Consider the following 12,541-nt stretch of genomic DNA (forward strand, 5'->3'; position numbering starts at 1 on the left):
CTGGGTGTGATGTAATATCGTCTCACTGATGACAGCGGCACCGAGACCGCTGCACGCTGCCTGATACGATGTGGTCAGCTGATCTAGCTCCAGACGAATGTCTGGGTGCAGTTGATACCGCGCACACAGCTGGTCAAAGCGCGTGCGTGTGTCGTTGCCTTCGCGCAGAGCCAAAAAGGGGAGTCCGGCGAACTGCGACAGCGGCACGCAGGGGACAGAGTCCCAATTGGCAGGTCTGCCGATTTGCGACACGTCCAATTGATAGGCGGACAGGGAATCATCCGGAAGCAGATGCTTAGGCACAACGAGTACGAGATTTTCTGTGAATAAATAGTGCTTGTCGTACATGTCTTCCGGCAAATCGTAATTTTCCAAGACAATATCCAGCGTTCCAGCGTTGAGGGCATCGAGCAGGATGTCTGTGTTTGCCTCGGTCATGGACACATGAATACTGGGATAAAAGCGGGCGAATGCCGTCATACACGACGGCAGCAAAAAGGAAGCAAACACGCTGTTTGCGCCGATGGACAGCGAGCCGATGAGCAAATGCTCGGTCTGATTTAAATACTGGGAAAATTGATATTCGACATCCATAATTTGCTCAACACAGCTGATGTATTCTTTTCCGCAGTTCGTCAGGCGAATCGGTGAACAGGAACGGTCAAAAATTGGGCTGCCGATGCGCTTTTCTACTTTTTTGACCATGGCACTCAGCGCGGGCTGAGAAATAAACAGCTTTTCCGCCGCGCGGGAAAAGCTCATCTCTTTGTATACGGCATAGACATACTCCATATTGCGAAACATTGGGACACCTCTGATAGAAATATAGCGAGTTCATACGATGAAAAGAGTATATCATAAGTAATTGCTTATATCAAATATAAAAAAACAATATTTGATTTATAGTTGGGGTTTGGATATAATACAGACAGTGATTGAAACAAGCGGATGTCCGCTTTATATTACGAAACCCCTTCAGCTATAGGTGAATTGGAACGCATCCTGTGGCTGATGCTCCCGAACCAATCATTCAGACGAGGTTGTTTGCTTTGCCTTTCCCTTCTGCGCAGCAAAGACTTCATCTGAATGATTTTTTTCTGTTTCTTTACAGGCACGCGCCTTTTGTGGTATCATAACAAACAGAAGTAAGAAAGACCGGAGCATAGCTGCCAGTCATTTGCAAAAGATTAAAGGAGACTTGGAATATGAAGAAGATTCTGATGCTGACTACGGGCGGAGACATCGCTGGCGAGCATACGGAAACAGGTCTGGTACCGGTATATACCGGCGAACAGCTGGTTTCTATGGTACCGGAACTGCGCGAGTACTGCGAGCTGGAATGTAAGGACATCATGCAGCTGGACGGAACCAATGTGCAGCCGGAAGATTGGGTGACCATTGCTGAAGAAGTATACGATGCACAGGAAGCGTATGACGGCGTGATCATCACGCACGGCACGGATACCATGGCATATTCTGCCTGTGCCGTCAGCCTGATGGTGCAGAATCTGCAAAAGCCGGTTATCTTCACCGGTGCACAGATTGCAATGATTGATCCGGACACCGATGGCAAGAAGAATCTGCTGGATGCCGTTCATGCAGCTGTTTCCGGTATTCCGGGCGTATACGTTGTCTTTGGCGGACGCATTATCCGCGGCATTCGCGCACAGAAGATGTATACCCGTGCTTTGGATGCGTTCCACAGCATTAACGCAGGCGATGCGGGTTATGTACAGGATGGAGAGGTATTCCTCAATCAGCCGATCCCGACACCGGTTGGTGCGCCGGTACTGGATACACGTCTGGAGCCGAAGGTCGTACAGCTCAAGCTGCTGCCGGGCATCGAGCCGAAGCAGCTTGAGTCCATGCTGGGCATGGGATATTACGGCATCATTCTCGAAGCCTTTGGCTGCGGCGGCATCCCGAATCAGACTCGCAATCTGCTGCCGTGCCTCAAGCGCGCCAAGCAGTTTGGCGTAGCTGTTCTTGTAGCAACACAGTGCAAGTACGGCAATGTTGATTTGAGCGTCTATGACGTCAATGTGCAGGCTGCCCGCGAAGGCGCAATGTCGGTATATGACATGAGCATTGAGGCAGCAGCTGTCAAGCTCATGTGGGTGCTCGGCCACACGAAGAAGCTGGACGAAGTCAAGAAGATGATGGAGACCTGCTACGTCGGCGAGTTCACCGAGAAGAGAGCATAAGGACAAAATCAAAACTGCCAGAATCGGAAAAATCCGGTTCTGGCAGTTTTTTTGTGATTTACCCTGCGTTATCCTCCCAAGGGATGAGGACAAAGCGTCCATTGCTGCGGCGGCAGATTTCATTGATCCAAGGGACTTCAAAACTTGCCTTTGCCTTGAGCAGGGAGCTTTCCGGGTTCATCGGATAGATAGACTGGTTGACAATCCAATAATCAATGCAGACACCAAGATGCTGTAAGAAATTCTGCATCCGCATCGCCTGCGTAGCCGGTTCTTTTTCCGGTGTTGTGACCATAATAATTTCGGTCAGATCGCTCAGCATGAGCTGTAATTGCGGCAGCAAATGCTGGGCGGTTGTGATTTTCTTTCCGCTGCGGTGCATACTGCCCAGTGCGTATTCTTTGGCAGAATAATCCAGAATGACAACGGTATTTGGCTTCTCTAGCAGTTCACGAAAAGCGACAAGACCGTCTGATAACAAGTGCTTGAGCGGCATATTGGTGCTGGAATACAAACGCACATGTTTGTTTTGATGCATCAGCCGCTGAGCGAGGCTTTGCGCCAGCGTAGACTTGCCGGAGCCGCTGCTGCCGAGAATGATGACGAGCTTTCGGTTGTTTGCGTGAATGGAATGGATAATATCCTGAAGCTGCTGCGGCTGGCTGGCGTCCATCATCTCCGGAGATGGCGTGAAGTAGTCCTCTCGCAGAGAGGAACGAACACTGGATGTATTGGAGATGGAATACGAACGCATAGGGATCTGCCGCGTGGGAAGCTCGTGCAAAATGGCAGGCATGGCTGCAATGGCTTTTTGCTGGAGCTGATAGATAATACGGGCTGCCGCGCCGTCGTCGCGCAGCGCGAGACTGTTGACAAGCAGAAGCATGTTGCTGATGCCAATGGAGCGCAGCCGTTGTACCGACTGGGCGGTTTTGCAAAATTCCGTTGTCAACGGGCGAGAAACGAGAAATGCACTGGTCTGATGGGGATCGGTCAGCACGTGCATCAGCTCATGATGATCGGAGAACAGCGGAGAGTGCAGTTCTTGCAGCATCCATTCGGTGTCCCAAATGTCTACAATGACATACGAGTATTGAAAGCGGGTTGCCGGATGCAAAAGAAATTGCTCCAGCTGTACAAATACGTGCTCAAAATCCTGAAGCGGGTCAATCGACATAATGTCCAGCTTGGGGATTTGTGGGACAGTTGTGACGGGTGTGGTGAACGGCATGTCGAACAGCTCGGACAAATGGCTGACGGCATCGGTTCCGATGAATAAGGTGCGGCAGCCGTGATCTGCCAGAGAGACCGCTGCTGCGCACGCTGCCGAGGTCTTTCCGGAGCCTCCCGGGCCGGCGAAGACGACGTATTTCGTCTGGATGTCTTCCTGTGGATTAAAATGATACATAAGCCCACCCCTCCCTTTGGTGGTCATGCCCTCCTTTTCCCATAAACACAGGAAAAGTAAAAAATGCTGACAGGTATCTGCCGCCATGAACCATCGTTGACAGGGAATGCGTGCATGGGGAAACAGAGAGTGTCAGCAAAGGAAAACGGCAGACCGTGCCGCGCGAATACCTATATCTTTTCTTACACTCAGTGTAACATATCTATTTGCGAAGGTCAACGAAACGCATAAAATAGTTATGAATAATGTGTAAAATTTATGCAATTTGTGCGCGTGCACGGCAAAAAAAGAACAAAATCCTTCAAAATACATACAAAAGAGCGAAGAAAACCGACAGCCTGTTTTTTCAGGCTGTCGGCGGAAGATTTACTTTTGCGTGCCGCTGTCAGCGGTGTCTGCCTCGAACTGCTCTAAGTTGAGCGTCAGGCCGTCATCCGTGTTGGACAGGGTGATGGTGGCGGTGTCTGCTTTCCATTCGTCGCCGTCCGGATTTCTGCCGACCAGCTCGGTGATGGTGTCGCGCAGCTGATCTTCTGTGATGTCCGCAGATTTCGGGAAGACCACGCGGATCGAAGTCACGTCGCCGTATGCATTGTAATACACGGTGAAGGTCACATGACAGCCGTATACTACGCCGTCGTCAAATTCGCGTGCGGTCAGTTCGCCGTCCGCATTGTATTTCTGGGAACTGCCGTCACCCAGCAGCTCCGTCACACCGCTGTCCGGCGTGCTGATGAGGGAAAACAGCATATTCATGTGCATGGTGTCATCTTCCTGTGCAGTCAGTGCCTGCGTGGTAGCAGGGGTATCTTCGTCAGCAGCAGTATCGTTTTTGCTGCCGCAGCCGGTAAACAGACCGAGCAAAAGAACGCCGGAAAGTGCAAGACACAGCAAGCGATTGCATCGTTTCATAGGTTTCTCCTTTCGTTTGCAGAGCGCGAAATGTTCCCGATTCTGTAACAAACGGGCGGGAAATTCGAGAATCTGCCGGTTTTTGTACTTATAAATTATCACTTCACGTATCATGCCTATCATAGAATAAAAATCAAGGATTTGCAAGATGAATTGCGGAAAAAGTGCGAAGATTTCTGGTTTTTTGTATCTGTTTTCCGAAACAGGTGACGAAAAAAAGATACTGGGGTCAAACCGGCACGAAAAAGTAATAGATGGAATGCATAAATATACATTTTAGAAAATATTTAAAAGTTTTCCTTGCATTCTGCGTACAGCGGGATTATAATATGGTCATGACAAAAACAGGGGCGATTCGCACAGCAAAGCGTTGGTTTTGCACTGGATAGGAAACAAACCGCCCTTCTTAATGGAGGCTTATATACGATGGCAACGAAAGATATGAAGATTAAAAAGGCAGTTCTGGCATATTCCGGCGGTCTGGACACTTCTGTTCTGATCCCGTGGCTGAAGGAAAACTACGGCTGTGAAGTAGTCGCTGTTTCCGGTGACGTAGGACAGGGCACCGAGCTGGACGGTCTGGAAGAGAAGGCACTGAAGACCGGCGCTTCCAAGCTGTATGTCATGGATCTGACCAAGGAGTTCGTTGATGATTACATCATCCCGACCATGAAGGCTGACGCAGACTACGAGGGCTACCTGCTGGGCACCTCCTTTGCTCGTCCGATCATCGCTCGCCGTCTTGTTGAGATCGCCAAGAAGGAAGGCGCAGACACCATCGTTCATGGCTGCACCGGCAAGGGCAACGACCAGGTTCGTTTCGAGCTGGCTATCAAGGCTTTCGCACCGGAGATGCAGGTTCTGGCTCCGTGGCGTTTCTGGGAGCTGGACAGCCGTGACAAGGAAATTGATTACGCAGAAGCACATAACATCCCGCTGAAGATTAACCGCGAGACCAACTATTCTAAGGATAAGAACATCTGGCATCTGTCCCATGAGGGTCTGGATCTGGAGGATCCGGCAAACGAGCCGAAGTACGACGACATCCTCGAGATGGGCGTTTCCCCGGAGAAGGCTCCGGACAAGCCGACCTACGTAACCATCCACTTCGAGCAGGGCGTTCCGACCGCTGTTGACGGCGAAGAGATGGAATCCGTTGCACTGCTCAAGAAGCTCAATGAGCTGGGCGGCGCAAACGGCATCGGTCTGCTGGATCTGGTAGAGAACCGTCTGGTAGGCATGAAGAGCCGCGGCGTATACGAGACTCCGGGCGGTGCGATCATGTACGCAGCACACAAGAAGCTGGAAGAGATCACCCTCGACAAGGAGACCTCTCATTACAAGGCTCTGATCGCACAGAAGTTCGGCGAACTGGTTTACAACGGCCAGTGGTACACCCCGCTGCGCAAGGCTCTGAGCGCATTTGTTGATGAGACCCAGAAGACCGTTACCGGCGACGTTAAGCTGAAGCTGTACAAGGGCAACATCATTCCGGCATCGGTAACTTCTCCGTACACCCTGCATTCCGAAGCAATGGCAACCTTCGCTGAGGATGACATGTACAACCAGGCAGATTCCGAAGGATTCATCAACCTGTTCGGCCTGCCGCTCAAGGTTCGTGCGCTGAAGGAACAGCAGGCAGACGTTGCGTTCCCGAGCGTAGAGTAAAAGCAAGATAACATCGAGCACGATTTTCGCAATCGGGCGGGCGTGATTGCCCGCCCATTGTGCGTTTTAGCAGTTTTAGCAAAAGAACACGAAAATACCGGCGATTGCGCCGGATCAAAGGAGAAAATCCCATGAAACTTTGGGCTGGACGTTTCCAGAAGGAAACCAATGACGTAGTAAATGATTTCAATTCCTCCATTCAGTTCGACGGTCGTCTGTATCGGGAGGATATTACCGGTTCTATCGCACACGCCACCATGCTGGGCAAGCAGGGCATCATTGAGGAGCACGAAGCAGAAAAGATCGTAGCAGGCCTCAAGGAGATCCTGAAGGAAGTAGAAGCCGGAGAGCTGGATGTATTCAATCCGGAATATGAAGATATTCATATGAATGTCGAGGTCGCTCTGACCCAGCGCATCGGCGATACAGGCAAGCGCCTGCACACCGCGCGTTCCAGAAATGACCAGGTCGCCCTCGACATGCGTATGTATGTAAAGAAGGAAATCTGCGAGATTATGGAGCTGGCAATCGCGTTTGAGAAGGAGCTGGTTGCCAAGGCAAAGGAAAACCTCGACACCGTTATGCCGGGCTACACCCATTTGCAGCGCGCACAGCCGACTACGTTTGGCCACTACATGATGGCATACGCGCAGATGCTGCGCCGCGACATTTCCCGTCTGGAAGACTGCTATGAGCGCATGGACGAGCTGCCGCTCGGCTCCGGTGCGCTGGCATCTACAACGTATCCGATTGACCGTCAGTTTGTCTGTGACAAGCTGGGCTTTGCCCGCGTGACCGAAAACTCTCTGGACGGCGTATCCGATCGTGACTACTGCATTGAGCTGATGAGCTGTCTGTCTCTGATGATGATGCACCTGTCCCGTCTGTCCGAAGAGGTTATCTCTTGGTGCTCTTGGGAATGGCGCTTTGCAGAGCTGGATGATGCATATTCCACCGGTTCGTCCATCATGCCGCAGAAGAAGAATCCGGACGTTTGCGAGCTGATTCGCGGCAAGACTGGCCGTGTTTACGGCGATCTGATGACGCTGCTCACCACCATGAAGGCTCTGCCGCTTGCATACAACAAGGATATGCAGGAGGACAAGGAGTGCGTATTTGACGCGATTGATACCGTCAAGCAGTGCCTGCAGGTATTTGCGCCGATGTTCCGCACCATGACGCTGCGCAAGAAGAACATGCGCAAGGCAGCAAGTCAGGGCTTCATCAATGCAACCGACTGTGCCGATTACCTGACCAAGAAGGGCGTGCCGTTCCGCGATGCATACATGATTGTCGGACGTCTGGTAAACACCTGCATTCATGCGGATGAGACACTGGAGACCATGACCCTCAAGGACTTCAAGTCCATTTCCAACTACTTTGATGCGGATGTCTATGAGGCACTGGATCTCAAGACCTGCGTAGAAGGCCGTTCGGTTATCGGCGGTCCGGCTCCGAAGGAAGTAACACGCCAGATCAAGAAGGTAGAGTCGTTCCTGAAGGACGCAGAGGAGCAGCTGGAAGATATGCGTGCTGAGCTGCGCACGTAATCGTTGGGAGAGATGGCTATGAAACCTGTTGTATATATAGACGGAAAAGAGGGAACAACCGGTCTGCAAATCTTTGAACGACTGGGTTCCCGTGATGATATTGATTTGATTCTCATTGATGAGGACAAGCGCAAGGATACCGAAGAGCGCAAGAAGTTCATCAATGCAGCGGATATTGTCTTCCTGTGCCTGCCGGATGCGGCGGCACGCGAGGCAGTTGCCCTGTGTGAAAACGATAAGACGCGTTTTATTGATGCATCGACGGCGCACAGAACCGATCCGGCATGGGATTACGGCTTTGCTGAACTGTCCGAGGCGCATCGCGCAGCGATTATGCAGTCCAAGCGCGTTGCCAATCCGGGCTGCCATGCATCGGGATTTATTTCCTCCGTGTATCCGCTCGTCAAGCTGGGCATTGTTCTGGCGGATTACCCGCTGACTTGCTCGTCTTTGACCGGTTACTCCGGCGGCGGCAAGAAGCTGATTGCCGAGTATGAAGATCCGAACAGAGATCCGCGCCATGATTCGCACCGTATTTACGGCACAACCCTCAAGCACAAGCATCTGCCGGAGATGGTACATGTCTGCGGCTTGCAGGAAAAGCCGGTCTTTGTTCCGATTCTGGGCGATTACTATAAGGGCATGGCATCGACGATTATGCTGCACAACAAGCGTTTGCCGGGTCAGCCGACAGCACAGGATATTCATGCAGCACTGACCAAGTATTATGAGGGACAGAAGCTCGTGCGCACCGCGCCGTTTGGCGGCGAGGAGCCGGTCATCTATTCCAGCGGCATGGCAGGACATGACAGCTTGCAGCTGATTGTGTGCGGCCATGAGGAGCAAACCATTGTCACGGCACTGTTTGACAACTTGGGCAAGGGCGCATCCGGTGCGGCAGTCCAGAACATGAACTTGATGCTGGGCTTTGAAGAGACCACCGGTCTTACCATCTGATAAACGATAACCACTGTGATTGATATAAAAGAGGAATCATCATGAAAAAGATTGAAGGCGGCGTTTGCGCCGCAAAGGGCTTCCGCGCAGCAGGCGTGCACTGCGGCGTCAAGGCAAACAGCCCGGCAGATAAAAACGATCTGGCACTCATCGTCAGCGATACCGTTGCGGCAACTGCGGCAACCTTTACCAGCAACCGCGTCAAGGCTGCTCCGATCTATGTCTGCATGGAGCATCTGGAAAACGGTCTGGCACAGGCAATTGTTGCCAACTCCGGCAACGCCAACGCGTGTGCACCGGAAGGCATGGAAAATGCCAAGCGCATGGCAGCAGCGGCTGCTAAGGCTGCTGGCGTGGACGAGGACAAGGTTCTTGTCGGCTCCACCGGCGTCATTGGTCAGAGACTGAATGTCGAGACCATCGAAGCACATATGGACGAAGTCGCTTCCAAGCTGGAGGCTTCTGCTGCAGCATCGCAGGCGGCAAATAATGCCATTATGACCACGGACACCGTGGAGAAGACGGCAGCGGTTGAGTTCACCTGCGGCGGCAAGACCTGCCGTATCGGCGGCATTGCCAAGGGCTCCGGCATGATTCATCCGAACATGGGCACCATGCTCGGCTTTATCACGACAGACTGTGCGATTGATCCGTCTCTGCTGCGCTCCGCACTGCGTGAGGTTGTTTCCAAGACCTTCAACCGCATTTCTGTAGACGGCGATACGTCTACCAATGATACCTGCATTATCATGGCAAACGGCATGGCAGGCAATGAGCTGCTCGACTGGAAGAGCGAGGAGTACCATGCATTCTATGAAGCACTGTACGAAGTTGCGCTGACGCTGGCAAAGAAGATGGCAGCAGACGGCGAGGGTGCTTCCCGCCTGATTTCCTGCACGGTCAAGCATTCCCGCGCCGAGGAGTACGCAGAGCGTCTGGCAAAGGCTGTCATTGCATCCAGCCTGGTCAAGGCAGCTATGTACGGCGCCGATGCAAACTGGGGCCGTGTGCTGTGTGCAATGGGCTATTCCAAGGCACCGTTCCGTCCGGAATTCGTCAACATTGGCTTCTCCAGCGCAGCCGGTTCGATCACGGTTTGCGAAAACGGCGAAGCAGTAGACTTTGATGAGGACATTGCCAAGAAGATTCTGCTCGAAAAGGAAGTTTCCATCGATGTAGATATTCAGGAGGGCGACGAGGAAGCAACCGCGTATGGCTGTGACCTGACCTATGATTACGTCCGCATCAATGGCGACTATCGCACGTAATCGGAGGGAAACGAAAGATCATGCTCGAAAATCTTGAAAATATGGAGAAATATCGTGCGCAGATGCTGATTGAGGCACTGCCGCACATTCAGAAATACTATGGCAAGACCGTCGTTGTCAAATACGGCGGCAACGCCATGATTAACGAAGAGCTGAAGGACGCTGTCATTCATGACATCGTTCTGCTCAGCTTGGTTGGCGTGCGCATTGTTGTCGTGCACGGCGGCGGACCGGAAATCAGCGGTATGCTCAAGAAAATCGGCAAGAAATCCGAATTCGTCAAGGGCCTGCGCTATACCGACCGCGAGACCATGGACATTGTACAGATGGTTCTGTGCGGCAAGGTCAACAAGGAACTGGTATCCCTGCTCAATAAGGCAGGCGGCGCCGGTGTCGGCTTGAGCGGCATGGATGATGGTCTGCTGCAGGCTGTCCGCAAGAAGGACGAGGACGGCACGGATTACGGCTATGTCGGCGACATTGTCAAGGTAAATCCGAAGCTCGTCAATGATATGCTGGAGGCTGGGTATATTCCGGTTGTTTCCACCGCTGCGATGGGTATTGACGACGATACCAGCTACAACATCAATGCCGATCTCGCGGCATCCAAGCTGGCAGTGGCATTGCAGGCAGAAAAGCTGATTCTGCTGACTGATGTGCGCGGCCTGCTGCGTGACCGCAACGATGAGAGCACACTGATTCCGGAAATCAAGGTATCCGCTGTGCCGAAGCTCATCAAGGACGGCGTGATTGCAGGCGGCATGATTCCGAAGGTAGACTGCTGTGTAGAAGCGGTTCGCGAAGGCGTGCGTCAGGCGAACATTCAGGACGGCCGTGTCGAGCACTCGATTTTGATTGAGCTGTTTAGTGATGCGGGCGTCGGTACGATGTTCTATTAAGAGGAAGGGAAATCGAAGATTATGACATATCAGGAACTGAAAGATCAGGAAAATCAGTATGTGATGCATACCTACGGTCGTTTTTCCATTGCACTGGATCACGGCAAGGGCGCACAGCTGTGGGATGTAGAAGGCAAGCGCTACATCGACCTGACCAGCGGCATCGGTGTATGCTGTCTGGGATATGACAACGAGAAGATTGTGAATGCCATCACGGAGCAGGCACACAAGCTCATGCATGTGTCCAACCTGTTTACGACAGCTCCGATGGTACAGGTTGCCAAGACGCTGGTTGAGCAGACCGGCATGGGCAAGGTGTTCTTCGCAAACTCCGGCGCGGAGGCAAACGAGGGCATGATTAAGCTCGCAAGAAAGTATTCGTATGACAAGTACGGCGAAGGTCGTGCAGAGATTGTCACCCTGCGCAATTCCTTCCATGGCCGTACCGTTACGACGCTGAAGGCAACCGGTCAGGACAAGTTTCACCAGTATTTCTTCCCGTTTACCGAAGGCTTTGCGTATGCTGAGGCAAATAACATGGATTCGATCCGTGCCAATGTCAACGAGCATACTTGTGCCATTATGATGGAGCTGATTCAGGGCGAGGGCGGCGTTATGCCGCTGGATAAGAGCTTTGTACAGGAGGTTGCTGCGTTCTGTAAGGAGCATGACCTGCTGCTGCTCATCGACGAAGTACAGACCGGCATCGGCCGTACCGGTTCGCTGTTCTGCTTCCAGCAGTACGGCATCAAGCCGGATGTTGTCTCGATGGCAAAGGGTCTCGGCGGCGGCGTGCCGATTGGCGCTGTGATGGCAAACACCACCTGTGACGATGTACTGGGTCCTGGCACCCATGCGACAACGTTTGGCGGCACGCCGATGTGCTGTGCATCCGCCAATGCGGTTCTGTCTGAGGTGACCAAGCCGGAATTCCTGAAGGCTGTACAGGAAAAGGGCAAGTATCTGGAAGACAAGATTCTGGCTATGGGCTCTGACAAGGTAAAGGGTGTGCGTGGTCTCGGCCTGATGGTCGGCATCGTTGTCGATGCAGAGGAACGCGCTGCACTGGTTGCTGAGATCATGGACAAGGGTGTGTTGGTTCTGACCGCAGGCACCAATGTTATCCGTCTGCTGCCGCCGCTCACCATTTCGTATGAGGAAATGGATGAGGCACTCGCTGTGATGCAGTCTGTATTCTGCAAGTGAGCAAGGAGGCACAAACCATGAATCATTTGTTAAAGCTGCTCGACTGCTCCAAGGATGAGATTATCAATATTCTGGACTTGGCAGATCAGCTGAAGTATGAAAAAAAGCATAACATCCCGCATCGCCATCTGGAAGGCAAGAGCCTCGGCATGATTTTCCAGAAGTTTTCGACTCGTACCCGCGTTTCGTTTGAAACCGGTATGTATCAGCTGGGCGGTCAGGCGCTGTTTTTGACCAATCATGATTTGCAGATTGGACGCGGCGAGCCGGTCAAGGACACCGCTCGTGTGCTGTCGCGCTATCTGGACGGTATTGTCATCCGCACCTACGATCAGGCAGAGGCAGAAATTCTGGCAGACTGCGGCAGCATTCCGGTTATCAACGGTCTGACCAATTTTGCCCACCCGTGTCAGGTGCTCGCTGATCTGATGACCGTGCGTGAGCATTTCGCACAGCTGGAAGGTCTGAA

Annotated in this window: 11 protein-coding genes; 8 read left to right on the forward strand and 3 right to left on the reverse strand. The window is 52.4% G+C overall.

Annotation, left to right across the window (positions count from 1 at the left end; genetic code table 11):
- Window positions 1–804 (reverse strand): LysR family transcriptional regulator (locus ACR0P9_RS02160; RefSeq protein WP_432617207.1); only part of this gene is annotated, 804 nt, incomplete at its 3' end.
- Window positions 805–1,205: 401 nt separating this feature from the next.
- Here ACR0P9_RS02160 and ACR0P9_RS02165 point away from each other — a divergent pair.
- Complete coding sequence (locus tag ACR0P9_RS02165; RefSeq protein ID WP_432617208.1) at window positions 1,206–2,204, forward strand: asparaginase; 999 nt, start codon at window positions 1,206–1,208, stop codon at window positions 2,202–2,204.
- A gap of 58 nt (window positions 2,205–2,262) precedes the next feature.
- On the opposite strand, the gene ACR0P9_RS02170 is transcribed toward ACR0P9_RS02165, so the two are convergent.
- Together ACR0P9_RS02170 and ACR0P9_RS02175 are read right to left on the reverse strand one after the other, a co-directional pair.
- Window positions 2,263–3,612 (reverse strand): ArsA-related P-loop ATPase, encoded by a 1,350-nt coding sequence (locus ACR0P9_RS02170; protein WP_432617209.1) that lies wholly within the window; start codon window positions 3,610–3,612, stop codon window positions 2,263–2,265.
- Window positions 3,613–3,978: 366 nt separating this feature from the next.
- On the reverse strand, window positions 3,979–4,524 hold the full coding sequence (locus ACR0P9_RS02175) for a hypothetical protein (protein WP_432617210.1): 546 nt from the start codon (window positions 4,522–4,524) through the stop codon (window positions 3,979–3,981).
- A gap of 426 nt (window positions 4,525–4,950) precedes the next feature.
- Here ACR0P9_RS02175 and ACR0P9_RS02180 point away from each other — a divergent pair, with 426 nt between their 5' ends.
- The 7 genes from ACR0P9_RS02180 to ACR0P9_RS02210 form a co-directional block, all read left to right on the forward strand.
- A complete protein-coding gene (locus tag ACR0P9_RS02180; protein WP_432617211.1) occupies window positions 4,951–6,192 on the forward strand; it encodes an argininosuccinate synthase in 1,242 nt (413 codons plus the stop codon).
- Between the two features lie 131 nt (window positions 6,193–6,323).
- The gene (gene argH, locus ACR0P9_RS02185; RefSeq protein WP_216470031.1) at window positions 6,324–7,742 is read left to right on the forward strand and encodes an argininosuccinate lyase; all 1,419 of its coding nucleotides are present in this window, start codon (window positions 6,324–6,326) and stop codon (window positions 7,740–7,742) included.
- Window positions 7,743–7,760: 18 nt separating this feature from the next.
- Window positions 7,761–8,699 (forward strand): N-acetyl-gamma-glutamyl-phosphate reductase, encoded by a 939-nt coding sequence (gene argC, locus ACR0P9_RS02190; RefSeq protein ID WP_432617212.1) that lies wholly within the window; start codon window positions 7,761–7,763, stop codon window positions 8,697–8,699.
- A 41-nt stretch (window positions 8,700–8,740) separates the two neighbouring features.
- Entirely contained in the window at window positions 8,741–9,967 is a 1,227-nt protein-coding gene (argJ, locus tag ACR0P9_RS02195) for a bifunctional ornithine acetyltransferase/N-acetylglutamate synthase (protein ID WP_432617213.1), read from the forward strand.
- Window positions 9,968–9,987: 20 nt separating this feature from the next.
- Window positions 9,988–10,866 carry an acetylglutamate kinase gene (argB, locus tag ACR0P9_RS02200; RefSeq protein WP_432617214.1) on the forward strand — a complete coding sequence of 293 codons (879 nt, stop codon included), beginning with the start codon at window positions 9,988–9,990 and terminating at the stop codon, window positions 10,864–10,866.
- A 21-nt stretch (window positions 10,867–10,887) separates the two neighbouring features.
- Window positions 10,888–12,072: an aspartate aminotransferase family protein gene (locus ACR0P9_RS02205; protein WP_432617215.1), complete on the forward strand. Its 1,185-nt coding sequence runs from the start codon at window positions 10,888–10,890 to the stop codon at window positions 12,070–12,072.
- A gap of 17 nt (window positions 12,073–12,089) precedes the next feature.
- A partial coding sequence (locus tag ACR0P9_RS02210) for an ornithine carbamoyltransferase (RefSeq protein ID WP_432617216.1) occupies window positions 12,090–12,541 on the forward strand: 452 nt, incomplete at its 3' end.

This window comes from Butyricicoccus sp. (assembly GCF_050872565.1).
Lineage (GTDB): Bacteria > Bacillota > Clostridia > Oscillospirales > Butyricicoccaceae > Butyricicoccus_A.

Excerpts from the sequence above, each read along its gene's own strand:
- ACR0P9_RS02165 (WP_432617208.1), top strand. The coding sequence starts at position 1,206 with ATGAAGAAGATTCTGATGCTGACTACGGGCGGAGACATCGCTGGCGAG.
- ACR0P9_RS02170 (WP_432617209.1), bottom strand. The coding sequence starts at position 3,612 with ATGTATCATTTTAATCCACAGGAAGACATCCAGACGAAATACGTCGTC.
- ACR0P9_RS02175 (WP_432617210.1), bottom strand. The coding sequence starts at position 4,524 with ATGAAACGATGCAATCGCTTGCTGTGTCTTGCACTTTCCGGCGTTCTT.
- ACR0P9_RS02180 (WP_432617211.1), top strand. The coding sequence starts at position 4,951 with ATGGCAACGAAAGATATGAAGATTAAAAAGGCAGTTCTGGCATATTCC.
- argH (WP_216470031.1), top strand. The coding sequence starts at position 6,324 with ATGAAACTTTGGGCTGGACGTTTCCAGAAGGAAACCAATGACGTAGTA.
- argC (WP_432617212.1), top strand. The coding sequence starts at position 7,761 with ATGAAACCTGTTGTATATATAGACGGAAAAGAGGGAACAACCGGTCTG.
- argJ (WP_432617213.1), top strand. The coding sequence starts at position 8,741 with ATGAAAAAGATTGAAGGCGGCGTTTGCGCCGCAAAGGGCTTCCGCGCA.
- argB (WP_432617214.1), top strand. The coding sequence starts at position 9,988 with ATGCTCGAAAATCTTGAAAATATGGAGAAATATCGTGCGCAGATGCTG.
- ACR0P9_RS02205 (WP_432617215.1), top strand. The coding sequence starts at position 10,888 with ATGACATATCAGGAACTGAAAGATCAGGAAAATCAGTATGTGATGCAT.